The 23,765-nt window shown below is 52.7% G+C and carries 20 protein-coding genes and 1 pseudogene; 4 read left to right on the top strand and 17 right to left on the bottom strand.

Annotated elements, in window-relative coordinates; genetic code table 11:
* Positions 1 to 143 precede the first annotated feature (143 nt).
* Entirely contained in the window at positions 144 to 473 is a 330-nt protein-coding gene (locus tag AC0YOA_RS19390) for a transposase (RefSeq protein ID WP_475787966.1), read from the bottom strand.
* A 249-nt stretch (positions 474 to 722) separates the two neighbouring features.
* Between AC0YOA_RS19390 and AC0YOA_RS19385 the strand changes: the two genes are divergently transcribed.
* Positions 723 to 2,171 (top strand): ABC transporter substrate-binding protein, encoded by a 1,449-nt coding sequence (locus AC0YOA_RS19385; protein WP_475787965.1) that lies wholly within the window; start codon positions 723 to 725, stop codon positions 2,169 to 2,171.
* Positions 2,172 to 2,351: 180 nt separating this feature from the next.
* Here the strand turns inward: AC0YOA_RS19385 and AC0YOA_RS19380 are convergent, their stop codons facing one another.
* The gene (locus AC0YOA_RS19380) at positions 2,352 to 2,822 is read right to left on the bottom strand and encodes a MaoC family dehydratase (protein WP_475787964.1); all 471 of its coding nucleotides are present in this window, start codon (positions 2,820 to 2,822) and stop codon (positions 2,352 to 2,354) included.
* Between the two features lie 228 nt (positions 2,823 to 3,050).
* Between AC0YOA_RS19380 and AC0YOA_RS19375 the strand changes: the two genes are divergently transcribed.
* Positions 3,051 to 3,617 (top strand): GNAT family N-acetyltransferase, encoded by a 567-nt coding sequence (locus AC0YOA_RS19375; protein ID WP_475787963.1) that lies wholly within the window; start codon positions 3,051 to 3,053, stop codon positions 3,615 to 3,617.
* 218 nt (positions 3,618 to 3,835) lie between these two features.
* On the opposite strand, the gene AC0YOA_RS19370 is transcribed toward AC0YOA_RS19375, so the two are convergent.
* The 12 genes and pseudogenes from AC0YOA_RS19370 to AC0YOA_RS19315 all read right to left on the bottom strand — a co-directional run bounded on the left by AC0YOA_RS19370 (position 3,836) and on the right by AC0YOA_RS19315 (position 17,323).
* Positions 3,836 to 5,047, bottom strand: a complete 1,212-nt coding sequence (locus AC0YOA_RS19370) for an MFS transporter (protein ID WP_475787962.1) — start codon at positions 5,045 to 5,047, stop codon at positions 3,836 to 3,838.
* A gap of 177 nt (positions 5,048 to 5,224) precedes the next feature.
* Complete coding sequence (locus AC0YOA_RS19365; protein WP_475787961.1) at positions 5,225 to 6,202, bottom strand: ROK family protein; 978 nt, start codon at positions 6,200 to 6,202, stop codon at positions 5,225 to 5,227.
* Positions 6,203 to 6,237: 35 nt separating this feature from the next.
* A complete protein-coding gene (locus AC0YOA_RS19360; RefSeq protein WP_475787960.1) occupies positions 6,238 to 6,936 on the bottom strand; it encodes a copper homeostasis protein CutC in 699 nt (232 codons plus the stop codon).
* Positions 6,937 to 6,957: 21 nt separating this feature from the next.
* Positions 6,958 to 8,412 carry a M17 family metallopeptidase gene (locus AC0YOA_RS19355; RefSeq protein WP_475787988.1) on the bottom strand — a complete coding sequence of 485 codons (1,455 nt, stop codon included), beginning with the start codon at positions 8,410 to 8,412 and terminating at the stop codon, positions 6,958 to 6,960.
* Positions 8,413 to 8,499: 87 nt separating this feature from the next.
* Positions 8,500 to 9,492 carry an ABC transporter ATP-binding protein gene (locus tag AC0YOA_RS19350; protein ID WP_475787959.1) on the bottom strand — a complete coding sequence of 331 codons (993 nt, stop codon included), beginning with the start codon at positions 9,490 to 9,492 and terminating at the stop codon, positions 8,500 to 8,502.
* Positions 9,489 to 10,493 (bottom strand): ABC transporter ATP-binding protein, encoded by a 1,005-nt coding sequence (locus AC0YOA_RS19345; protein WP_475787958.1) that lies wholly within the window; start codon positions 10,491 to 10,493, stop codon positions 9,489 to 9,491. Before AC0YOA_RS19345 ends, AC0YOA_RS19350 begins: the two co-directional genes overlap by 4 nt.
* A 13-nt stretch (positions 10,494 to 10,506) precedes the next feature.
* Complete coding sequence (locus tag AC0YOA_RS19340; protein ID WP_210045257.1) at positions 10,507 to 11,418, bottom strand: ABC transporter permease; 912 nt, start codon at positions 11,416 to 11,418, stop codon at positions 10,507 to 10,509.
* A gap of 289 nt (positions 11,419 to 11,707) precedes the next feature.
* Positions 11,708 to 12,634 (bottom strand): ABC transporter permease subunit, encoded by a 927-nt coding sequence (locus AC0YOA_RS19335; protein ID WP_475787957.1) that lies wholly within the window; start codon positions 12,632 to 12,634, stop codon positions 11,708 to 11,710.
* Between the two features lie 96 nt (positions 12,635 to 12,730).
* On the bottom strand, positions 12,731 to 14,365 hold the full coding sequence (locus AC0YOA_RS19330) for a glutathione ABC transporter substrate-binding protein (RefSeq protein ID WP_475787956.1): 1,635 nt from the start codon (positions 14,363 to 14,365) through the stop codon (positions 12,731 to 12,733).
* A gap of 121 nt (positions 14,366 to 14,486) precedes the next feature.
* On the bottom strand, positions 14,487 to 15,644 hold the full coding sequence (locus tag AC0YOA_RS19325) for an ROK family transcriptional regulator (RefSeq protein WP_475787955.1): 1,158 nt from the start codon (positions 15,642 to 15,644) through the stop codon (positions 14,487 to 14,489).
* A gap of 384 nt (positions 15,645 to 16,028) precedes the next feature.
* Positions 16,029 to 16,646, bottom strand: a complete 618-nt coding sequence (locus tag AC0YOA_RS19320) for an NUDIX hydrolase (RefSeq protein ID WP_475787954.1) — start codon at positions 16,644 to 16,646, stop codon at positions 16,029 to 16,031.
* Positions 16,647 to 16,681: 35 nt separating this feature from the next.
* A pseudogene (locus AC0YOA_RS19315) lies at positions 16,682 to 17,323 on the bottom strand (M15 family metallopeptidase).
* A 422-nt stretch (positions 17,324 to 17,745) separates the two neighbouring features.
* On the opposite strand from AC0YOA_RS19315, the gene AC0YOA_RS19310 reads away from it, so the two are divergent.
* Positions 17,746 to 18,663, top strand: a complete 918-nt coding sequence (locus AC0YOA_RS19310) for a phosphotriesterase family protein (RefSeq protein ID WP_475787953.1) — start codon at positions 17,746 to 17,748, stop codon at positions 18,661 to 18,663.
* Positions 18,664 to 18,914: 251 nt separating this feature from the next.
* Here AC0YOA_RS19310 and AC0YOA_RS19305 read toward each other — a convergent pair whose 3' ends face one another.
* On the bottom strand, positions 18,915 to 20,372 hold the full coding sequence (locus AC0YOA_RS19305) for an MFS transporter (RefSeq protein ID WP_475787952.1): 1,458 nt from the start codon (positions 20,370 to 20,372) through the stop codon (positions 18,915 to 18,917).
* A 173-nt stretch (positions 20,373 to 20,545) separates the two neighbouring features.
* Complete coding sequence (locus tag AC0YOA_RS19300; RefSeq protein WP_475787951.1) at positions 20,546 to 21,118, bottom strand: hydrolase; 573 nt, start codon at positions 21,116 to 21,118, stop codon at positions 20,546 to 20,548.
* A 110-nt stretch (positions 21,119 to 21,228) separates the two neighbouring features.
* Between AC0YOA_RS19300 and AC0YOA_RS19295 the strand changes: the two genes are divergently transcribed.
* Entirely contained in the window at positions 21,229 to 22,116 is an 888-nt protein-coding gene (locus AC0YOA_RS19295; RefSeq protein ID WP_475787950.1) for a TetR/AcrR family transcriptional regulator, read from the top strand.
* A 385-nt stretch (positions 22,117 to 22,501) separates the two neighbouring features.
* Here AC0YOA_RS19295 and AC0YOA_RS19290 read toward each other — a convergent pair whose 3' ends face one another.
* Positions 22,502 to 23,755, bottom strand: a complete 1,254-nt coding sequence (locus tag AC0YOA_RS19290; RefSeq protein WP_475787949.1) for an MFS transporter — start codon at positions 23,753 to 23,755, stop codon at positions 22,502 to 22,504.
* Positions 23,756 to 23,765 lie beyond the last annotated feature (10 nt).

Below are 23,765 nucleotides of genomic sequence, written 5' to 3'. Positions count from 1 at the left end.
TTTCTCTCGCTTCACATAAATCGCTTGGATGCGCGCTTTCAGTCCCTTGTCGCGGTCTTCGCTTTGCCTCTTCAAATATTGATAATAGCCGCTCCGTGAAAGCTGTAGATAATCACACAACTGCTTGACCGTATACGGCCCCTTTAAAGCCTCGACGACCTGCCGCTTCTCTTGCACACCTCCTGATTCAAGATGGCTAACCACTTTTTTAGCACAGTAATCTCCATCTCCAACCGCTTCACATACCGATATTCTTCGGTTGTCTCCCGAAATGGATTACCTCTGCGATCCTCAAAAAGACGCTCGCCTTCCTCACGATACTTCCTCATCCATTTTTTTATTCGATCCTTATCATGAATTCCCAAGTGTTCCGTGATCTCTCGGTACGACCACTTTTCCTCCACATGCAATCGAATCGCTTCACGCTTCACCGATTCTGGATAGTATTGATACTTTTGTCCTTTAATCGCCATAAAAATGCACCCCTTAGAATTCATCGGAATAACCAGGGGGTTTTTCCAATGTCTATTCTAAGGGGTGCACTTCATATTGTCCCTGACGGTCTTTTTTTCTTATGCCATGTGCGGCAATGGGCGGATTCAGAGACAATTTATTAACAAATTGATGAAAAAATGGACATATCTTTGCTTTACATTTAATGGGTCAACGCTTATAGGGCGGCAATTCAATGCAGGAAAACAAATGAGAAAAGGTGGCTTATCATGAAGAAAACCGGATTTACGATCGTAGTTTGTCTGATACTGCTCTGTCTTTCCGCCTGTACCGGAAACAGCGGCAGCGGCGGGAATAATGCGGGGAGCAAAGTGACCGCGTCCGTTCAAAACCAGGGAAAGGCGGATGCGGACGGCAATTCTGCGTCGGGAACGAACGGTCAGGCAGAGGGCGGGGACGAAGCGCCGGCCGGCCCTGTAAAGCTTGTGTTTGCGACGTTCACCCCAAGCGAGCAGCTGCAGTCGGCCAAGAAGAAGTATGAGGCGGCCCATCCCAATGTTGAGATCGAGCTGCAGACCGCGCAAGCCGAATTTACGGATCTGGATACGCAGTTGGCCAATATCGAGAAATTTGTCACGACCACGAATACGGCAATGCTGGCCGGCAAGGGACCCGACCTGATGGAATTGGATATGCTGCCGGCCGGCCAATATGCAAGCCGGCATCTGCTCGCCGATTTCAACGATCTGATGAAGCAGGATGCGGCCTTCAGGAAGGAGGATTATTTCACCAATATTTTGGACAATACGCAAATTGGCGGAGGACTCTACAGTTTACCGCTGTCATTTTTCCTTGACGGCTTGGTCGGCGACAAAGATGCCATAGCAAAGGCCGGCGTCCAAGTGGATGACACAAATTGGACGTGGAATGATTTTGTCGAAACGGCGAAGCAGCTGGCACAGAAGGGCGAGTACCCGAACGCGCTGGTCAGCGACCCTGCCTATCTGCTGACCGAGATGGTCAGCGACAATTATGCCCTGTTCGTCGACGAGGCCAGCCGCAAGGCAAAGTTCGATTCGGCATCCTTTACCAGCCTGATGGAGCAAGTCAAAAAGATGTTCGACGACGGAGTTGTTTTCGACGCTGTGGCCGGCGGCAAACGGACAAAAACACATACTTATTTTCAGGAAATGCAAATCCAGTCGCCTATGGAGTTTTTGTTGACACTGGGCAGTTATGGCGGGGAGGGGGAGCTGTATACGAAACCGCATGCGCAGGAACTGGGAGCGGGCGGCTATTTCACCCCCAATGGAACGATCGGAATAAATGCCGCCTCGCCCGTCAAGCAGCAGGCCTGGGATTTCGTCAAGTTTATTCTGTCGGAGCAAGGCGAGGCCGAGCCGAATCTTTCACTCGGCAACACCGGCTTTTCGATCAACCGAATCGCCTTCGACAAGCAGATCAAGGAGCTGCGCGCCAAAGGAGAGGTGCCTGCCTACAAGAACGGCCCTGCGGAAACCGACGCGTTCAAGTTCGACCCCGCTCTGCTTGACGGGCTGGAAGGCAGCGTGACGGAAGCGGTTCATGCCGTCGGCGGAAATTCGAAGATAACCGATATCATTACGGAGGAAGGCGAGGCATTCTTTAAGGGCCAGAAATCGGCGGCTGACGTTGCAAAGCTCATTCAGAGCAAAGCGGAGCTGTTCCTCAACGAATAAGCCGCAGATACTCTTATCCGGTGTCATGATATGATGACGGTCATAATTGCCTGACGTTATTTTGGTAGTCAAAAGAACCTCCGACCCCACTTAAGCAGTGGACCCGGAGGTTCTTTTGTATAAAATTCAGATGACTGATTCATAGGACCGCTGTTGGAACAACCCCAAGTCCGGACATACTTATTCAGAAATGCCTTGCTTCTTCTCGACCTGATCCTGCCACTGCTCCGGATGGCGATACTTGACCGTTTGCAGATGCTCGCAATACAGCGCAAGCTCACCCTCGTTCTTATAGATTTCATAGCTCACGCGGATAAGTCCCATTTCCTTATACTTCGGTCTTTTGTCCATATGAGTTCTGACTGTATAGATGGTATCGCCTATGAAGACGGGCTTGATAAATCTAAGCTTGTCGTAGCCGTAGCTGAAAGTATGGATATTATTGTGTGCCATTAACCCCAAGCCATAGCTGAAGACCATCGCGCCCGCAACCAGCCTTTTCTGGAAAAGCCCCTCTTCCCTGGCAAATATCTCGTCCCCCACATAAGGATGCATATCAAGAACAAGCGAATTGAACAGCATGCTCTCGCCTTCGGAAATCGTTCTGCGTATCGATCTTACCTGCTTTCCGGTCTCGAATTCCTCGTACATCCAATCCTCGGTATTATAAACGGGAAGATGATGATGGGGTCTGGTTTGTGAAAGAATAGCATGATTCCTTCCGGCCGGCAACTTTTGTTTCCGGATTCGATTGTTGGCATAGACGCAATCCGCCTGCCTTCCGTACAATTTCTACTATATTCCACCGCCTTCATCTTCTCTTCATCTTCCAGGCCTATAATGACTCTATCCACTCCCTAGCGAAAGCCGGTATGTCTGATGATTAATGGCTCGCAGCCATTCCCGCTGCTGCAGACCAAACGTTTGCATTTAAGACAGATAAGAATCTCGGACGATCATGATTTGTACAGCGTATACGCCGATGCGCAGGTTACGAGATTTCTGGATTGGTACGGTCCCGGCTCGGTAGAAGAAGCACGGGAGCTGATTCAATCCTGGAACGAGCATTATGAGATGAAGTCGCTCCTGCCGTGGGGGATTGCCAGAAAGACGGATGATGCTCTGATCGGCACGATTATGTACATGCCCCTTAGAGGAACATTCGAGACGGAACCGCTGTTCCCGATTACGATCGGTTTTGAGCTGGCACGGCCTTACTGGAATCAGGGGCTGATGACCGAGGCGCTGGAGCAAGTAACGGCTTACGGTGCCCATCATATCGGGGCGCACCGGATTCAGGCCGATGTGCGGCCAGAGAATGAAGCTTCTATCCGTTTATTGAAAAAATGCGGGTTCAAGGTCGAAGGATTGCTGAAAAAATATCTCAAGCACGAGGTCACGCAGATCTTCCTCGACGTGATTGTGCTTGCCCTCATTACGAGCTGAGCCGGTCTCGGCCCGGTGGACGCAGCCTCCATCATGCCTTCCTGTACGTAAGAAGAACAGCTCGGCTCTTGCCGTCCTCTAGAAGCGCAGCATGCTTCTTCACAACGTATGGATCCATACTTTTACATTTAGAAAGGGACTGCTCCTCAGGTTTTTCAAAACCCTCGGGCAGTCCCTTTTTATCCGCCTGCTTTACAAGCACAGAGGCACAGAGATGATTAAGCCTTCGCACGGGCACTGCTTTTCTCCTCATGTTTGATCAATCGCGAAGCGGTGATGAACCACACGAGGAAAGCAAAGCATAGTAGCCCGATGAAGCCATAACCGCCGAATACGTCGTACCGGGACGAGAAATAGCCGAAGCCAAGACCTGCCAGGATGTGAATCAGATTCAGTCCCAGTGACTGGAATGAATCGATCGTCGCCCTCGTGGAGGAATCGATCCGATGATGCAGACAGCCGCTGACAAGAGGCTCCATCACGCCGGAGAACAGACAGACAAGCAGCAGAGCGGCAAGACCGCCGTAGTCCCGGCTCGCAGCCGCAAAGGCAAAGCCGACAGCGAATATAGCGGTCACGGTTATAAGCAGAATCCTGTAGCTGAAACGCCCGATCAGCAGATGGGCCAGAAGGTTGCCGGGAAGCCGCAGGAGCATGAGCGCGGTAGATAGAACGCCAAAATAGACAACCGGCATCTCCAGTCGTTCTGCATACAGCTGCCAGAATTCATCGATGAAGCCTACCGCTGTTCCTGTCACCATTCCCGAAACCACGACAAGGCTGACCCCGGGGTTTGACCGGAAGAAGCGAAGAGACACTGCGACATACTGTTTGAAAGGTATCGTTTCTTCTTCCGGAGCATCGTCCGCTGCCGCTGCCGGTTCCACCAGGAGGAACGAGATGAACAGAGCAATCAGCGCGCTCCCGAGCGAAATCCAGTAGTTCAGCTCCAGGCCAAACCGGCTGGCTAGAAAGCTTCCGCATAATGCGGCCAGGATGGCGCCAATGAAGTCGCAGGCATTGAGGAAGCCCAGTTGTTTTTCGAACGAAGCCGCCTTTCCCTGCAGCACCAGCGAATCGTAGAGCAGGGCATTCTCCGTGCCGCTGCCGGCCGAACGGCTGATGCCAGCCAGGAAGACGACCAGGGCAAAATGCCAGAATTCATCCGCAAGCAGCAGAATCACAAACTCGCTGCAGCCGAGCACGGCACTTAGTACCAGCATCCTTTTGCGTCCCCATTTGTCGGCCATCACGCCTGTAGGAATCTCCAGAAGAACAATCGTCAAGGCGTAAATAATTTCCGTATACACGACCATCTGAATGGTCATGCCCCGCTCCTCCCAGTACAGCCGTTCGATGACGTAGGCCGGGATGAGGCTGGAAAAGAAGCGAAATGCGTACAGCATCCGCAGATTGGTTGTATAGTCCATCAGGAGCTCCCTTCATGATATCGGATTGGGCTGTTAAAAAGCTCAATCGGAATCAGGAGGTGCACGTGGAGGACTGGTGTTTAAGGCTTAGCAGGGAGGTCTTGCGATAGCTGCCATGGACCCATCTCCTTCAAAACGAATTGTTATCCTCATCATAATTCTCCGAGGCATAGCGGGTCAATGGGAGTTAGCAGCGGTTGAAGCAGGCTGGAACCGGAACATAGCGGCAGCCCCGATAAGTCCGACATCGTCGTGCAGGCCGGCAGGAACGATTTCGTATGAACCTTGGTAAGGCTTCATTACGAGCTTCTCCGTCTCCTCGCGCAGCAGCGGGAACAGCTGGCCGGCCGCCTTGCTCACGCCTCCGCCAATAACAATCCGGTCCGGATTGAAAGTATGAACCGCATTGGCGAGACCGAGCGCCATATAGTGAATGGCCCGCTCGATTACTTCAAGAGCGACAGCATCCCCCTGCTCACGGGCTTCGAATACCGTCCTGGACGAAACCTCTTCCCCCTTTGCAGCCGCAAGCTCCGCAATCAGCGACGGTCTTTCCTGCATCAGGACCAGAGCCGCATTCCGGATGGCCGTGCCCGAAGCGAATGTCTCCCAGCAGCCATTGCGCCCGCAGCTGCAGACAGGACCCCCCGGATCGATAATGTTATGTCCCAGTTCTCCGGCGAAGGAGTTCGTGCCCAGAAGCAGTTCGCCGTCCAGCACGATGCCGGCTCCAATACCGGTGCTGAAGGTCACATACACCATATTTGCAGAACCCCGGCCGGCTCCTCTTGCATATTCGCCCCAAGCGGCGGCGTTCGCATCGTTGACGACCTGCACAGGGGCTCCAAGCTCCGCCTCCATCCACTTCTTCAAGGGGATATTCGTCCATTCCGGAAGATTCGTGCCATGGAGCACGATGCCGTCCCGGCTGTTGACCGCACCGGGCGATGCCAGCCCCACACCGGTGAGCGTGCGCCCTTCAGCGACGGATTGAACCATGCCGGTAATGCGCTTGACAACCTCTCTCGCCGTTGCTGCACCCGCCGTTTCCGTACGTTCACGCTTCAGCATTTTACCGCTCGAGTCGAAAAGCGCAGCTGCTATTTTCGTCCCTCCCAGATCCACTCCAACTACATATTTATCTATATTATGCAAATCAAATTCACCTATTTTCAGCTTCTTGTAGTAAATCAGTTGGCTGCTCCCTCATGCAGAGTATCCGCCAGCGCCCGGAGCGCGGCAGGATCGATCGGCGCAAGAGTTGACCGCCCAAGACGGACTGCCGTGCCAAAATGCACCTCCGTCACTTCGGTTTGGCGGACAAAATCCGCAATTCCTTCCGCCGCCATTCCGCCGCCGGCAAGAATCCGCAGTCTGCTGCCGCTTGCTTCCTCAACCAGCCTGCGGATGACGTGCGCCGCGTCCATTCCGGTGGGAAAACCGCCGGAAGTTAATACCCGCGAGATTTGCGGATAACGCATCAACGTCCGCAATCCGGCTGATTGATCAGACAGCTCGTCGAAGGCGCGGTGATACGTCACGTCCAGTCTGCCTGCCGCTGCCAGAACGCGTTCCAGTCCGTGCTCGTCAATCTTTCCTTCCCCGGTAAGGCTTCCGAATACAATGCCTGCAGCGCGTGTCGAGGCAATGGCTTTAATCTCTGCGACGATGGCATCCATGTCGTAAGTATCGTAGTTGAAGGAGCGGCTGTGCGGCCGGACCATGACATTGACCGGAATGCTCACAGTATCCGCCACCTGCTCAATCATGCCGATCCCCGGCGTTAAGCCGCCCTCGGTAATGGCTGTAATCAATTCAATCCGGTCCGCCCCGCTTTGCTTGGCCAATATGGCGTCCTGCACACATGTAGCGATAACCTCCAGAATCATAACAATGCCTCCTTGTTTTCTCTATTCTCTTTCACTTGAACGCATCACGGCATAATCCGCGAGCAGCCTGGCGCCGTAACCGGTCGCCCCCGCTTCGGAATAGCCGGCATCCTGCTTGTATTGAACCGTACCAGCCATATCGATATGCACCCAGCTCATAGCCTCGTCAACAAAACGCCTAATGAACAGCGCCGCCGTAATGGCCCCGGCGAGCGTTGAAGTACCGACATTGCGCAAGTCCGCGTAATCGCTGCGAAGCTCGGCCTCATACTCATCCACCAAGGGCATCGGCCACAGCCGCTCCCCATTGCGCTCACCGATCCCGACAAGGCGGCTGGTCATTTCGGAGTCGCCCCATATGCCTGCGAGTTCAAGACCAAGAGCAGCCCCTACATTGCCTGTCAGCGTCGCAATGTCGATCGCTTCCGCGGCGCCAAGCTTCGCCGCGTGCAGCAGCGCATCCGCCAGCACAAGCCGGCCTTCCCCGTCCGTATTGGCAACCTGAACGGTCAGCCCGTTCGGATAACGGATGACAGACGAAGGCAGCATAGCCCTCGCGTCCGGCAGGTTGTCCGCCACCGCAATAAGGGCGGTGACATTGACATCCGCTTGCTGCCGGACCAGTATATCCAAGGCTCCGATGACGGCGGCAGCTCCGCCCATATCCATCCGGGCGTCGCTGATATCGCGGCCCGTCTTCACGTTCATGCCGCCCATATCAAACGTTATGCCTTTGCCGATCAGCGCAAGCATAGGAAGCCCGGCATTGCCTTCGTATTTCAGCTCAATCAAAGCGGGAGGATGCTTGCTGCCTGCTCCAACCGCAAGCAGCCCGTTCATTTGACGGTCAATGAGCTCCTGCCCGCGATAAACATGAATGTGAACAGGCGTACCGGCAAAACGCGCCAGTACCGCTTCAACAAAACCGCCCGGGTTCAACGTTTCCGGCGTTTCATTGACAAGATCCCGCGCCGCCATCGCACCTTCTGCCCGGATGCGCGCCTTCGCCACTACCGCATCCAGATCGGATGGCGACAGCTCCGTCCACTCGCTCGGGTCTATGTTTAAAGCAGCCGTCCCTTCTTTACGGGTCGAGCCCCGATATTTATCGAACCGGTACAAGCCCAGCAGCCAGCCTTCCAGCCAGGCCTGCAGCCATTCGTCTGCTGCCGGGCCAGCTTCGCTGCTGACCGCAGCCGCAAGGCCCCGGACAAGCGCCGCCGAAGCGCGGCCCTCGCGCAGCACAGCGCGGGCGCTGGTTCCACCGGCGCGGCGTATATGCTCCAGCGTTACCTTCTTGCGTGCACCCATGCCTATGGAGAGCATATCTGTTTCGTCTTCGGACCTGCCGTACAGCCAGGTTACAACCCCCGCCTGCTTGCGGTCTTCGCGCAGCTTGAGGGGATAAGGCTCCTCCACATATGCCGGCTGAATGCGGACATCCGCCGTCAGGGCGGGTTCGATCGTCAATTTCATGGCTGCTCCCTCTATTCCATTCATATTCGGGGTCTCTTATCTACTATAATAGTCAAAAACCGTCCATAATAGCTATTGCCGCCCTGCTCAATGCGCCGACTTCATTACTTCTTCGTCATACAAATGGCAGGCTACCTGATGTCCCGGCTCGATTTCCTGGAAAACAGGCGCTATCTGCTTGCATACCTCCATACAGGCAGGACAGCGTGTGTGGAAACGGCAGCCTGACGGAGGATCTACGGGGCTGGGGATATCTCCCTTCAGAATGATCCTCTCCCTCTTCGCGCTTGGATCGGGAACAGGCACAGATGACAGGAGCGCCTGCGTATACGGGTGCAGAGGACGATCATACAGACTGTCCTTACCCGCCGTTTCTACCAGAGAACCCAGATACATGACCCCGATTCGGTCGCTGATATGCTCCACTACGCTCAGGTCATGGGAAATAAATAAATACGTGAGCCCATACTGCTCCTGGAGGTCCTGCAGCAGATTAAGCACCTGGGATTGGATCGACACATCCAGCGCGGAGACCGGCTCATCCGCCACAATCAGGCTTGGACGGACGGACAGCGCGCGCGCAATTCCGATCCGCTGCCGCTGACCGCCGCTGAATTCATGGGCGAAGCGCTCGGCATGCAGGCCGCTCAGACCCACCGTTTCCAGCAGCTCGCGAGCCAGCTTGTCCCGCTCCTTCGGGCTGAGCTTCGTATGAATGAGCAGCGGCTCGGCTACAATATCCTTCACTTTCATCCGCGGGTTGAGCGAGGCATACGGATCCTGGAACACCATCTGCATTTCCTTGCGGATCGGCCGCATCTGATTATCGTTCAAATCCGTAATATCCTGGCCGTTGAAGTATACTTCGCCGCCTCCCGGCTTAAGCAGCCGCGTCACGAGCCGGCCTGTCGTCGACTTGCCGCAGCCGCTCTCCCCGACAAGGCTGAACGTCTCTCCTTTGCGGATCGCAAAGGAAATGCCGTCGACCGCATTCAAATATTTTTTGGCGCCCAGCCACCCCTTCTGGACCGCAAACGACTTCCGGAGTCCTTTGACTTCAATAAGCGGAGTCTCCTTCATGCGCTCTCGCCTCCTTCCTGATCCGTCTGCTGCGACAGCCAGCAGCGGCTTTTACGACCTTGGAGTCCCTCGACCGGCAGCAGGTCCGGCTCCTGCGTCAGGCAGCGCTCCATCACATACGGGCAGCGCGGCGCAAATTTGCAGCCTGCCGGCATATGCGACAGATCCGGAACATTGCCCGGGATCGAATCGAGCCGTCGCACCTTCTGGCGAAGCTTCGGCACCGAATGAATAAGCCCCTTCGTATAGGGATGCTGCGGATTATCGAACAAATCTTTCACAGATGCCTCTTCAACTACACGCCCGGCATACATAACTACAACCCTGTCGCACATCTCGGCAACAACGCCAAGATCATGCGTGATGAGCAGCATGCCCATGTTTTGTTCTTCCTTCAGCCGCTTCATCAGATCAAGAATTTGCGCCTGAATGGTCACATCCAGCGCAGTCGTCGGTTCGTCTGCAATAAGCAGCTTCGGATTGCAGGACATCGCCATCGCAATCATGACCCGCTGCCGCATCCCGCCGGAGAGCTGATGCTGATAATCGTTCATCACTTCCTCCGCACGGGGAATGCCTACAAGCTTCAGAGTATGAACCGCATGCTCGCGGGCCTGTTTCCGGCCATAGCCCATATGCAGCATAATCGGCTCCATCAGCTGCTTCCCGATTTTGAGGACCGGATTCAATGACGTCATCGGCTCCTGAAAAATCATAGCCAGATCCTGACCGCGAATGCGGCGCATCTCCGCCTCCTTGATTTGGGTCAGGTCATTCCCCTCGAAACGGACAGACCCGCCGGCGATACGTCCGGACGTATCCTTGAGCAGTCTCATGATCGACAGCGAGGTCACGCTCTTGCCGCAGCCGGATTCGCCTACGAGCCCGAGCACTTCCCCTTTATTGATATGAAAATCAACGCCGGCCACCGCCATTACACTTCCGCTGCCGCGTTTAAATTCCGTTTTCAAGCCTTGCACTTCCAGCAATTTTTGCGTCACAGCTTATCCCCCCTTAGTTTTTCGTCTTGGGATCAAGAGCGTCGCGCAGGCCGTCCCCTACCAGGTTAAAAGCCAGCACAGTCAAAAAGATCGCAATGCCGGGAAAATAAACGACATGCGGAGCAATGCTCAAATAATCGCGCCCCATGCTGAGCATGGCGCCCCAATCCGGCTCGGTCGCCTTCGCTCCCATACCGAGAAAGCTCAGGGAAGACGCCGCAAGAATGGCCGTTCCGATCTTCATGGTCAAATTCACAATAACGCTTGGCAGCGTCTCGGGAAAAATATGCCGCCAAATGATACGGCCGTTCTTCGCCCCCATCGAGCGGGCCGCTTCCACAAACAGCGTTTCCTTGGCCGACAGCGTAACGCTGCGGATAATACGGGCAAAGGATGGAATACCGAATACGGCTACCGCAATCACGACATTGGACAAGCCCGGACCGAGGATTGCAACGATCCCGATGGCGAGCAATAAATCAGGGAATGAGAACATAACGTCGCTGCCGCGCATGATGAGCTTATCCGTCCACCCGCCGTAATAACCGCTAAGCAGACCGAGGAACGTCCCGGCAACAGCCGCAATCAGCACCGCGCTGAGGCTGACCGCGAGCGACAGTCTTGTTCCATCGATAAGGCGGCTCATAATATCCCGGCCATATTCATCCGTCCCTGCCCAATGCTTCGCTGAAGGCCCCGACAGCAGTTCATCGTAGTTCGGCAGATCGGGATTATAAGGCGTCAAATAAGGGCCAAAGATGCCAACCATCACAAGCAGGATAATAAAAATCCCGGCCGCCAGCGACAAACGCTGTTTGCTGAATTTGCGGAAAAACTCCGCGATGCGGCTTGCGGAGGGTTCCGGCGCAAGCACTTGTACCGGCGCGGAAGACCCGGCTCCATTAACCGTCGGAGTATGGTTCATAATTGTACCTCCTAAAAGTTTTGTTTTAGCGATGCTGCCCTGAGTCACTTCAAAACAAAACCTACAAGCTTAGTTTTGTCGAGCATTTGCTTCAACGAATCACTTCAAAACAAATAACTTCTTAGTTTTACTTAGTATTAATCCGGAGATTAACCGGCGGAGCAGGCGGAAATAGTCTGGAGAAGCGTAAGCGTTCGCCTTTGTACTCCGAATTTAACAGATAAAGGTATCCAAAATAAAAAAATTCAGGGGTACAACAGCGATCGGAAGACGTTTCCGCATGCGCAGCTTAGTTCGACGAATAACGGATTTTCGGATTCAATACGCCGTACAGCAAATCAACAATCAGATTGATCAGAATAAATTCGGTGGCGAACAGCAGCAGCTCCGCCTGAATAACCGTATAATCGCGGAATGAAATGGAGTCGACGAGCAGCCTCCCAAGGCCGGGAATGCTGAATACCGTCTCCACCATAACCGATCCGCCGAGCAGGAAGCCGAACTGGAGTCCCGCAACGGTAACGACCTGAATCAGCGAGTTGCGCAGCGCATGCCGCCCGACGACAATGAATTCGTGCAAGCCTTTAGCCCGGCCTGTCCGGATATAATCCTCCCGCATCGTCTCCAGCATGGAAGAACGGGAAAAACGCGCGAGCATGGACATAATGCCCGCTCCGAGTGTAATGGATGGCAGCACATAGCTTTTCCAGGAATCAATACCGCCTGTAGGGAACCAGCCCAGCTCAACCGAAAATAATTGAATCAGAACGAGACCGAGCCAGAAGCCCGGAACCGAGATACCGGAGATCGCTGCCAGCATCCCGCTGTAATCCGGCCATTTGTTGCGGTTAATGGCAGAAACAATTCCGATCAGCACGCCGGCGACCAGTGCCCAGCCCATACTGACAAGCGTCAGCCAAATCGTCGGCATGAAGCGGCTTTGCAGCGTTTCCGTCACCGGCAGACCTGTCTTGAGCGAGGTTCCGAGATTCCCTTGCAATAAATCGCCCATATAGTGGATATACTGCTGCCATAAGGGAAGATCCAGACCAAGCGTGGCACGGATGGCGTTGATCTCTTCAAGCGTAGCGTCTTTTCCCGCCACGAGCCGTGCCGGGTCGCCGGGGATGAGATGAATAAACATAAACACCAGCACGGATACGACAAACAGCAGCGGAATGACTCCGATAATTCTCTGCAATGTATATCTTCCCAAATCGCGAGCCTCCTTCAAAATAGGAAGGGGCGCTATCTGAATATGGATTCAGAAGCAGCCCCAAGCCATTCTTCGATCATTTAAAGACATATTAGATTACTTTTTGATTTCGGCATTTTTCACGTTAATGGAGCCGTCCGGATATACCTTAACGCCGTCCACATAGGATTTCTTGCCGGTAATCGTTTGATCGACGCCCAGGAACGCCCAAGGCGCATCTTCCCAGATCGTTTTTTGGATGTCGCCGTAGATGGCTTTCGCCTTCTCCGGATCTGTCGCCTTATTGGCTTCCTCAATCCATTTATCTACGTTGTCGTTTTTGTAGTAAGCCGTGTTCGAGCCTGCAGGAGGGAACATATCACTGCTGAACAAACCTCTTGTCGCGCCATCCGCATCGCCGGAGGATGGCGACCAGCTTACGTACCACATTTGAATTTTGGCGTCCTCAGGTGTTGCAGCCGAGTTGATTTGGTCGGACAGTGTCGCGCCTTCCATCGACTTCACTTCCAGCTTGATTCCTACCAGCGCCAGCTGCTGTTGAATGAACTGCATGCCTTTTACGGATTCGGAATCATTCTCGCCCCAGATTTCCGCTTCGAAGCCGTCCGGATAACCCGCATCCGCAAGCAGCGACTTCGCTTTTTCGATATCGTAGTCATAGCCCATTTGCTGTGCATAATATTGCGTTTTGGATGACATGGTGGAATCCAGCTTTGTGGCAAGACCCGATTTGACGACTTTAATATAAGCATCCTTATCGATCGCATAGTTAATGGCTTGACGTATCTTCACGTCATCATAGGGAGCTTTCAACGTGTTTAATGTAATATAGCGGACAATCGTGGAATCGGCTTTATCCACTACGATGCCATCTTTGCCTTCAACCTCGGCGACCTGCTCCGTCGGCATCGGGTAGATGAAATCGGCCTCACCCGTTTTGAGCATCGCGATACGCGAACCGTTCTCCGGTACGGGCTTGAAGGTAATGCTGTCTACCTTAGGAAGTCCTTCCTGCCAGTAGTCGGCATTCTTTTCTACGACCAGGCGGTCGCCCTGCACCCATTCTTTCATTTTGAATGGACCTGTGCCAACCGGATTTTGGCCGATTTTATCGCCGAACTTCTCCAGCGCGGCAGGGCTGATCATCAGCGCCATCGCCATTTTATTCAAGAAGGCATTGTACGGCTCGCTCAGTGTAATGACCACTGTTTTTGCATCAGGCGTTTCAACTTTGGCAACCTTCGTGAAGCTTTTGCGCATTCTCAGGTTGTTCTTCTCATCCAGAATGCGTTCAATATTAATCTTGACCGCATCCGCGTTGAAGTCCGTTCCATCCTGGAACTTCACATTCTCATGCAGCGTGAAGGTGTAAGTAAGACCGTCATCGCTTATTTTGTAGCTGTCAGCCAAGGCCGGGACCAGGGCCATATTCTCGTCAAAGCCCATCAAGCCTTCATAAATCGATCTCGAGCCGCTGATAGACAGCGTATCGCTCGTATTATGGGGATCGAGTGTAATAAAGTTGGCGTTAACCGCTATGACAATATCATTGCCGTCTTTCGTGGCTGCCGGCTGTTCTGCTGTATCCGTAGCCGTGTTTCCCGTATTCGCGGCATTCCCTGTATTCTCTGTACCGCCGTTATTGCTGTTATTGCCTCCACAAGCCGACACGACAACTGCGACGATCATAAGCAGCATGATCAAAGACCAACTTTTACCTTTAAACCTCATGTTTATCCAACTCCCCAAAGAAATATTTGATCTATAGAATCGCTTCACACCTTGCATCGCCAAGGGAACTGCAGGTCTGAAGAATATTCTTAATTGAAGCAGGCAAAATGACGTGTTTCTGCTAATCAAGCTTGAAGAACCTCATCTGCGAGAGCAATCCGGAGCCAATCATGACACCCCGTTCATTCAGCTCGGAGCGGAAGATGCGAAATGATCCACGAAGCGGTTCCCATATGATCTCCTTCGTGCACAGCTCCTCCACCTCTTCGTAAATGGCGGGAAACTTGTCCACCAGCTCGCCGCTCAGGATGACGCTATCCGGGTTATACATGCAGACGACGTTGTTAACTGTAATGGCGATGTACTGCAAAGCACGCTCAATCAAATATTTCGCCCATCCCTCGCCCGCCTGCCTTGCTGCGAACAGCTCCTCAATCGTCGCAATCGGTCTGATTTTGTTGGCCTCGGATAGAAGCGAGCTGATATTAATGTAGGTTTGCAGGCAGCCCGCTTTGCCGCACTCGCACATCATGCCGCTCGGGTCAATGGTCGTATGGCCGATTTCACCCGCGCTGTTTGTTTCCCCGCGGTATATCTCGCCCTCAAGAATAAGCGCAGAGCCAACGCCATTGCCAAAACCAAGCAGCGCCGTGCGCCTGGAGCCGATGGCGGCTCCTTTCAGATGCTCGGCCAGCGCCTTGACCTTCAGTTCGTTATCCACCGCAACTTCGTAGCCGGTGAGCTCCTTCAAGCGCTCTGCCAGCTGCACGTTCTTCCAGCCGAGCTGAACCGAGAAAACAACGATGCCTGTCTGGTTGTTGACAATGCCGGGAAGTCCCATCCCGACTCCGACTGCGCGGGTTTTATCAATCCCGTGTTGTTCCATAAGATCATGGATGGCCTCACTGATCCGCATGAGCGTAACATCCGGCTTCTCGTCGCTAGTGCGGGCGTATTTGCTGCTGCATACGATATTCCCTTGAATATCGACAATGCCGATATTCATCTGATGGCTGTCCAGCTCAACGCCGACCGACAGGACCGAGGTGTCTGCGATGCCGAGAAGCGTTGATTTGCGGCCCAGGCCAACCGATACCTGATCGGATTCCAGTATATAGCCCTGATCAGCCAGTTCTCCGACAATGCGGCTTACCGTTGTTGCGCTCATTCCGGTTTGTTTGGCAATGGCAGCCCGTGAGATGGGAGCCTGGTTTTTGATAATTTCAAAAACCGTCAGCCGATTCTGCCGCTTCATGAAGTCCTGATCATGTTTCTTCAAGGCTGGATCCCCTCTTTATTTTCTCCATTGGATTAAATAGAAAGAAAATTACTGTAATTTGGGTATAACAAGAAAATTTTATGATGTAATCAAGAAAATTGGCTCTATCAATCTTTTATATTCTCCAGTGATATTAATAATATAAAAGAATATCTTAATGATGTCAACATAGATGACATAAAATTGTTTGAGTTTATCCCTGTTTTGGTGGGAGAGCAGATTATTCAACTCATACTTAAATCAAAAATCTCATTGGTTAATTGAGGTACAACGCTTTCATATATATCACATGAATATGACGCAAATGACCATCTGAGCTGACGCAAAAAAACCTGCCAGGGCAGACAGGCTTTCCTTAAAGCTTTATTAACTGGAACAGGTTCCCTAATCGAACATGATTTCCCCGCTGTCCGTACGGCACAATTCGAACAGCCTGCGGATTTGCTTCTCCGTATTGCGGTCCGTGGATAACTCCGGCAGCTCATGCTCCCCAAAGAATCCAACATCCAGAGTCTCCATGCTTGCCTGCGCTTCGCCGCCAATAATCTCGCACTGTATAAAAATCTTATATACATGCGAAGGTGACGGCGGATGATCGTGAAATTTCTTGTCCACGATTCCCAGCAGCCGCACGGGCAGCACGTCATAGCCGGATTCTTCCTTCGCTTCTTTGACAGCCACCTCCTTCGGCGACAAGCCGATATCCGCCCATCCGCCCGGCAATGCCCATGCCCCGTCTATGCGCTCTTTTACGAATAGCAGCTTGTCATCCTGAAAAATCACGCCGCGTATATCAACCTTCGGAGTGGCGTATCCCGTCTCGCTTGCGAACAGCTCTCTTATCTTCCCTGTCTCCACGCCGGTATACGAATTGAGAATTTCGATGCTTAATGTCCGCAACTGCTCAAACCGGTCCAGATCATAAATATCCTTGGAATAAGCAAGTCCAGCCTGGCTTATCGCCTGGATCTGCTTGGCCCATTCCAGCCACTTCAATTGCATTGGCATTCCCTTCTTTCGGGTAAGGTATGATGGCATTATTCCACATCAAAATCAAAATACTTCTTCGGATAAGGCTCTTTCTTCAGCGTGTAATGCCACCACTCCTTACTGTAGGGCTCGAAGCCCCCCTTGATCATCGCATTCTTCAGCACATTGCGGTTGTGGGTCTGCGCAGCCGTGATCTTCTTCGTCCCATGCGTGGAGACAGGTCCCAGGAAATCAAACCCGCTTCCCATGTCGATTTCCTTTCCCGTCTTCGCGTTGACGACCGTCAAATCAACGGTGCTGCCCCGGGAATGGCCCGATTTTTTTGCCAGATAGCCATTGAACAGATCCTTTTTCTACACATCCGGGTAGAAAATCTTCTTCATCTTGACGTCCTTGGTGTCTTTGGACCAGCTCGCAAAATAATTCACGGCCTTCTGCGGCCGGTAGGCATCGAAGATTTTGAGCAAATAGCCCTGGGCAGCCAAATCCTTGCCGACCGCCTTCAGCGCATTGGCCGCCTCGGCCGACATGATCGCAAACGGTGCATTATAGCCGTCAATTCGTTTCCCGATAAAATTATAATCTCCATAATAGCGGATATCGAATTGTGCGGAGGGGATCGCCTCATCCAGATAGACAAAACCTTTGGGCAAATTCCGTTTCTTCGCAATCGCCAGTGGCTGCTGCATGTCCGCATCCTTTTTGTCCGCCGCTTGCGTCTCTTGGGCAACAGGTTGGATGGCTGCTTCGCTTGCGGGACTCTTCTCCGGTTCTGCCTCGTGAACCGGAAGGGCAGATTTTGCAGGATTCTTCTGATCGGGCGGCGGTACTTCCGCCTTCTGCTCTATCTGCATCCCGGGATCCGGCTTCGCCGCCTGCTGCCCGGTCCCGGCCGTATTAACCGCGCATGCGGATAACAGCAGCATCATGAGACATATGATCATGATCCCTGTCATCCGCATTCTTTTCCCAGGAAATCTGTTCAATTCCTAATCCTCCTTCGTATAACTTCTGCTCAAATCGTTATCAAGCATGCTACAATTATACTATATTCCGGTTAATATAATCGGGTATAATCATAGGTATCAAATGATGCGGAGGAGTGTTGTCGATGCTTCAAACGGTAACCGGTTCCATCGATGAACAAGCTGCAGGTCGCATTCTCGTGCATGAGCATGTGATGGTCGGATTTGTCGGGGACGGGAAGCTCAAGCCGTCCGATTATGATAATGAGGAGGTCATTGCAAGCATCCTCCCCCTCCTCGTGAAGCTCAAAGAAAGCGGCTGCTCCACTTTTGTGGACTGCGCGCCTCAATATCTGGGGCGGGATCCTTACATACTGAAGGCACTCGCGGAACAATCGGGACTGCACATCATAACGAATACCGGTTTATACAAAAGCCCCTATTTGCCGGCTTACGCTTATGAAGCGGACGAAGGGGAATTGGCCGCTCTCTGGATACGGGAGGCCAAGGACGGCATCGGAGACAGCGGCGTTTATCCCGGCTTTATCAAGATTGCGCTCAATGACGGAACAGCCATAAATGACACGCAGGAGAAGATCCTGCGCGCAGCCATTCGCGCTTCGCAGGAGACCGGCCTGCCCATTCAATGCCATACCATTGGCGGAGACACCGCCCTCCATGCGGACGAAATCATGAAGCAGGCCGATTTTGAGCGGGAACGGTTCATCTGGGTGCATGCCCAAACCTGCACCGATTTGACCATCCATCGGAAGCTTGCGGAAGCAGGCATGTGGATCTCCATCGACTCGATCCTGCCGGGCACGTATGAGAAGCATGCCGTGCTTCTGCGGCAGTTGATCGAACATGGCGCCGGAGATCGTATTTTGTTGTCTCAGGATACGGGCTGGTACACGGTGGGAGAGGAGGGCGGCGGGACGTTAAATTCTTATCACCGCTTGTTCACGGAATTTATCCCCTTTGCGGCAGCAAACGGCCTGGATGCGAAGTGGCTGGAGCAATGCGTCACCCGCCATCCGTTTCAAGCCATGAGCCGACGGGACTGACAACAAAGCGGCGTATTGCCGCCCATCGCATGCATATATAATGATGAGGATGAAATATTTAAAAGGGCTGTCCCAATAATTTCACAAAAAAGAACCTCCGAATCCACTGCTTAGTGGGGGCGGAGGTTCTTTTTGCAAATATGTGCAGCTCAAGGGAGGACTGAAAAATCAAAAATTGTTTACTAAGACGGCCCCCTTTTAGGAAAACTTTCCCGCATTGCTGTCTGGACACGACGGAAGTCTATTTTTCTTCAATTCGCTTTAATCTGCTGCGCTCTGCCTTCCCTTAACAGCGAAGCGGCCAGCGCAAGTATTGTAGCGACCGCCAAAGCTATGAGCGCCCATTGATAGCCGCGGATAATGAGCTGCAGATCCGTCCGGTTCAGAACGGCATCGGAGCCGGCATACAGCACATCCTTCAGTCTTGGCGGCAATGCCAGACCAACAATCATCAAGGATACGGCAGTGCTCAGCACCTGTCCCATATTATTGAGCATCGAGCGGAGCCCGTTGGCGACGCCCCGCCTGTTGTCGGGAACAGAGGACATAATCACCGTCGTATTGGGCGTCATGAACAAACCGGTCCCCATTCCAATAAGCAGCATGCCGCATGCCAGCACCGGGTAAGACTGCTCAGCCTCCAGAACCCCAAACAGCAGCATCAGCCCGATCAGCGATAAAATGATGCCCGACGAAGCCAGCACACGGACGCTGACTCTGCGGGTCAGCATTCCGGCAACCGGGGAAATGAGGAACATCCCCACCGTTACCGGCAGCACTCTCAAGCCCGCTTCGAAAGCGTTAAACCTATAGGCGAATTGAAAGAACAGCGCAAATAACAGAACAACAGCCGAACGGGAAAAGGAATTGAGGAATGTCGCCACATTCGCCATTGCGAAACCGCGGTTTTTAAACAATCCCAGATCTAGGACGGGCCAGGCAGTACGCCTCTCATGCCAGACGAATAAGGGGGTAAATATAACAAACAGAATGATGCCTCCGAGCACGATTCCGCTTCCCCAGCCTAATTCGGAGCTTTCCGACAAAGCGATGACCAAACCGCCCAGCGCCACAAAAACCAGGGCTCCGCCCCACAAATCAATCTTTTCCTGCGACCGCTCCACCGGGGTGCGGCGTAAAACAAAAGCCCCCCAAACCAGCGCCACCAGCCCGATCGGCACATTGAACCAGAATACCCACTGCCACCCCCACGTTGCGGCAACCACTCCGCCCAGCACCGGTCCTAACAACTGCGCCGAAGAGGCTATCAATATATTGATACTGAGACCCGTTCCAAGCTTGGCTTTGGGAAATACATCCGTAATCAGCGCTGTCGTGTTGGTAATCACGATGGCTCCGCCTACAGCTTGAATCACTCTGAACATAATTAATATGCCTGCGTTGGGAGAGAACCCTATCGCAAAGCTGGATATGGTAAATATGGTCATACCGGTCAGATACAGCTTCGTTCGCCCGAAAATATCCGATATTTGCCCGAAGATCAAGATCAAAATCGTATTGACCAGCATATAGGACAGCAGAATCCAACTGGAGGTGAAGGCGTCCGCATGAAAATGCCTGCTTACTTCCGGTAACGCGACGTTAAGCGTGCCGATGTTGATAATGACAAGAAATACGCCAAGACTGGTTACCGTCAATACCAGCCAGGGATAATAGTCATCGGAGCGAAAGCTCTCAAATATTTTCATAAACCATTGTCTCCTTCGTAAAAAGGCCAGGAAGAAACGGCTGTCGCCGTCCCTTTGGCTGCGCAGCCAAGTTTCTTCCCACAGAAATATAAGCAAAGTATGGAGGTGTTTTATACTTGCTTATATTTCAAAAAAGCCCGGAAGGTTCAGGCGCCTTCGGGGCATTCGTGTTTTCATCTATTGGCGGATTGCAAAATTTCTTCCGTTGTCCGAATCCGTCCGATGCGCGGAAAGATCGCACTCATGACATAATCATGCTCGTTCTGGGTAAGACCGGATATCGCATCGCTGGCAAAAATAAGCTGGTAGCCATGCTGAAATGCTTCCCGGGCAGTCGTATCCACCCCGATGCCGGAGGCAATGCCGCATAATACGATTGTATCCAGCCTGCGGCGGCGCAGCTGCAAATCAAGATCCGTGCCATAAAATGCGCCCCACTGTTTCTTCGAAATCACATGGTCAGTATCGGTTACACCAATCTCGGGGATGATTTCATCCCAATCCTCCGCACGGACTCTTTGAGGCGGTGCCGCATCCACCTTCGGGCTCAGCATGTCTTTCCCATCCTGGCTGGATACCCGCACCAGACCGACGAACGATCCTTTTTCCCGAAAAACGTCGACCAGCGCTTTGGCCTTTTCAGTTACCTGCTCCCCGGAGTAGGGGGCATAATTGCCGCTTACAACACCCTTCTGCAGATCGATAACGATCAGCGCGGTTGATTCCCAATTGAATAATGGTTCCATTCCCGCTCACTCCTTACGATAATAATTATGATTCATAGACCGTGTTGACTCGATGTTCATTATTTTGTACTATTGGTCATACAGTTGTCAAGTGAGGGGACATGGTAATTATGATTGTAACCAAGCATGAAATTATCAGCTCGGCTTCAAGGCTTTTCTCGGAGCGCGGGTTTCCTTCGACCTCCATTCAGGACATTGCGGATGATTGCCAAATTGCCAAAGGCTCCGTCTATAAGTATTTCCCTTCCAAGGAGGATCTATTTAATGATGTATTCGATCAATGCCAGCAGGTCTTTTTTGAACAGGTAGAGGAGCTCAAGCTTGTTTACGGACATTCTCCGAAAGAACTGATGCTGCGCCAGACCATTTTTCAACTCCAATATTTTATGAAGCACAAGTTTGTGCTCGTTGATTTTAAAGAGCTGCCCATCCAGCAAAACGCCAAATTCGTCCCGCTGCGTCTTCGTGTACGAGTGAGATTGCTGAATTGGCATAAAGAACGCATGTTGAATACGTACGGACAGTTTATTGAACCTCATATTTGGGATCTGGTCACCTTGTACAAGGCCATTCTGAAGGAATATTTGAACTGGATTATTCAGAGCGGGATACCGATTTCCGTCGAGGAAACAGCCTCACTGATCATCGATCGATTGGATGCTTTGGTCGAACATATCGTGCTTGCCCAGCCAAAGCCGGTGCTAAAAGAAACGATGATTGTGAAATATATGAACCGCGGGATGGATGGCCAGATCGAGGATAAAGAGCAGATGATTGCAAAAATTTGTGAAAATATCAGCCTGCTGATCAATGAGCTGCCATCCGGAAACGCATATCGGCAGGAGCTTCAGGAGATTCTGGGCTTGTTCAGAGCGGAGATGGAGAAGCATAGTCCCAACGCTCCGCTCATTCAAGCGCTGCTGGCTTATCTGGAGAAGGAATACGAGCTCAAGAGCCTCGTCATCCAATTAAGGAATGTCCTTTTATTTGAGAGATAAGGAGACATGCTTGTTAAACAAATCTGCATATTGAAAAAGAAATCCATGCCCGGAATCCGGATAGACGATAAGCTGGGCATTCGGATTCCGTTGAGACAAAATAAAGAAATGGAGGGTTTTTGAACGAAAATCCCTGCTCCTGCTGCACCGATCCGATTCCGCCATGCTCTAACGGCTGCCCCGGGACTCCTGCAAGGAAAAACCGGCTTACACCCCATTCAGCCTCCGTTTCGGTCTTCTAAGCCGGAAAATCCTTACTTCAGCGTCGATCCGGCTGCCCTCACACTCTATCTGCTGCCCCTGCAAGGAAAAACCGGCTTACACCTCATTCAGCCTCCGTTTCGGCCTTCTAAGCCGGAAAATCGTTGCTCCAGTTCCGATCCGGCTAGCCCGCTGCCGATGCCGCTGGCTCCTTCGTGCTGCGCGCAGGCTTCTCCACAAAAACAGCAAGCAGCAGCTGTGCCGCCATAATGAACACGACGACGGCCGACAAACGGAAGCCGCTCAGATCGTCAGCGATCAGCACCATCAGCATCACGGCGCAGGCACGCCCGATATTCCAGCATACCTCGCGCAGCACCAGCGCTTCGATCCGCATCTCTCCCCGCAGGGGAAGCCCCCCGATCAGCTTGTAGTTATAGCCGTCCAGAGAAGACTGGATGACCGGATTGCCGATTGCGCCCGCCAGCATAAAACCGACCACCGTAACAGGAGACAAGCCAGTCATCAGCAGGCAGGCCCCCGCCGTCGTCAGTACAGCCCCGCCTGCCAGACAGGTGCGGATATGGGCTTCTTTGGCAAACCGGGAGAACAGATAGCTTGCGAGAATCGAGAAGAAGGAGAGCACCGCGTTCAGCAGGCCGATCCGATCCTCCTCCCCGAACGTCTGATAAAGCAGCAGAACAGGCAGCAGCAGCTGCACGCCCTGGCGGGCGCCAAACAGCAGATTGCCGAATACGGCCTTGCGCCATGCTTTATTCCGTCGGAATACGATGGTCATATGACGGATGTAATACCGTTTCTCCCTCGTGCTGGGCACCTTATGGCGGATCCGGTGGCTGATTAATGCCGTAGCCAGATAGAACAGAAAGGCAAGCGCAAAAATGACCAGATAACCATGCAAGCCGGGCATGACAAGGAAGATTCCGGCAGAGACAAGCGGTGCTGTCAGATTGGCGGCAGTGGAAACAACGGAATTAAGGCCGATGAACCGCAGCCTGTTCCCGTCGTTCGACACTTCATACGTCAGCGTCCAGAAGCCGATCCAGTACAAGCCGCTGGCGATTCCGAAAAAAACCGCAAACAGCTCGTAATAGGTGACAACCTGGGTGCCGGCAGCAACAACGAACAGGTAGAATACGGTATAAAGACCGATTCCGATTCGGAACACGGGCATTTTCCCGAACCGCTTGGCGAAGCCGCCGCTGATCAGGAAGCTGATCGCCGTCGAGATGAAGACGATAAAATTATAAAAGCCGTTCACCCAAAGGTCTTCCGTCAGCCGCCACAGGTATAGATTCAGGAACGTTCCTGACATGACATAGGCAAAGGTGAACAAGCCCTGCAGCAGCAGCGTCAGCCGTGCGTCTGCGGATAGTTTGCCGGTTGGCGGGGTTGGTCTGTTTCTGTCGGTATCCATCACGGCGCAA

The organism is Paenibacillus sp. JT22N12, assembly GCF_056269365.1.
This window is presented reverse-complemented; position numbering and strand designations above follow the sequence as displayed.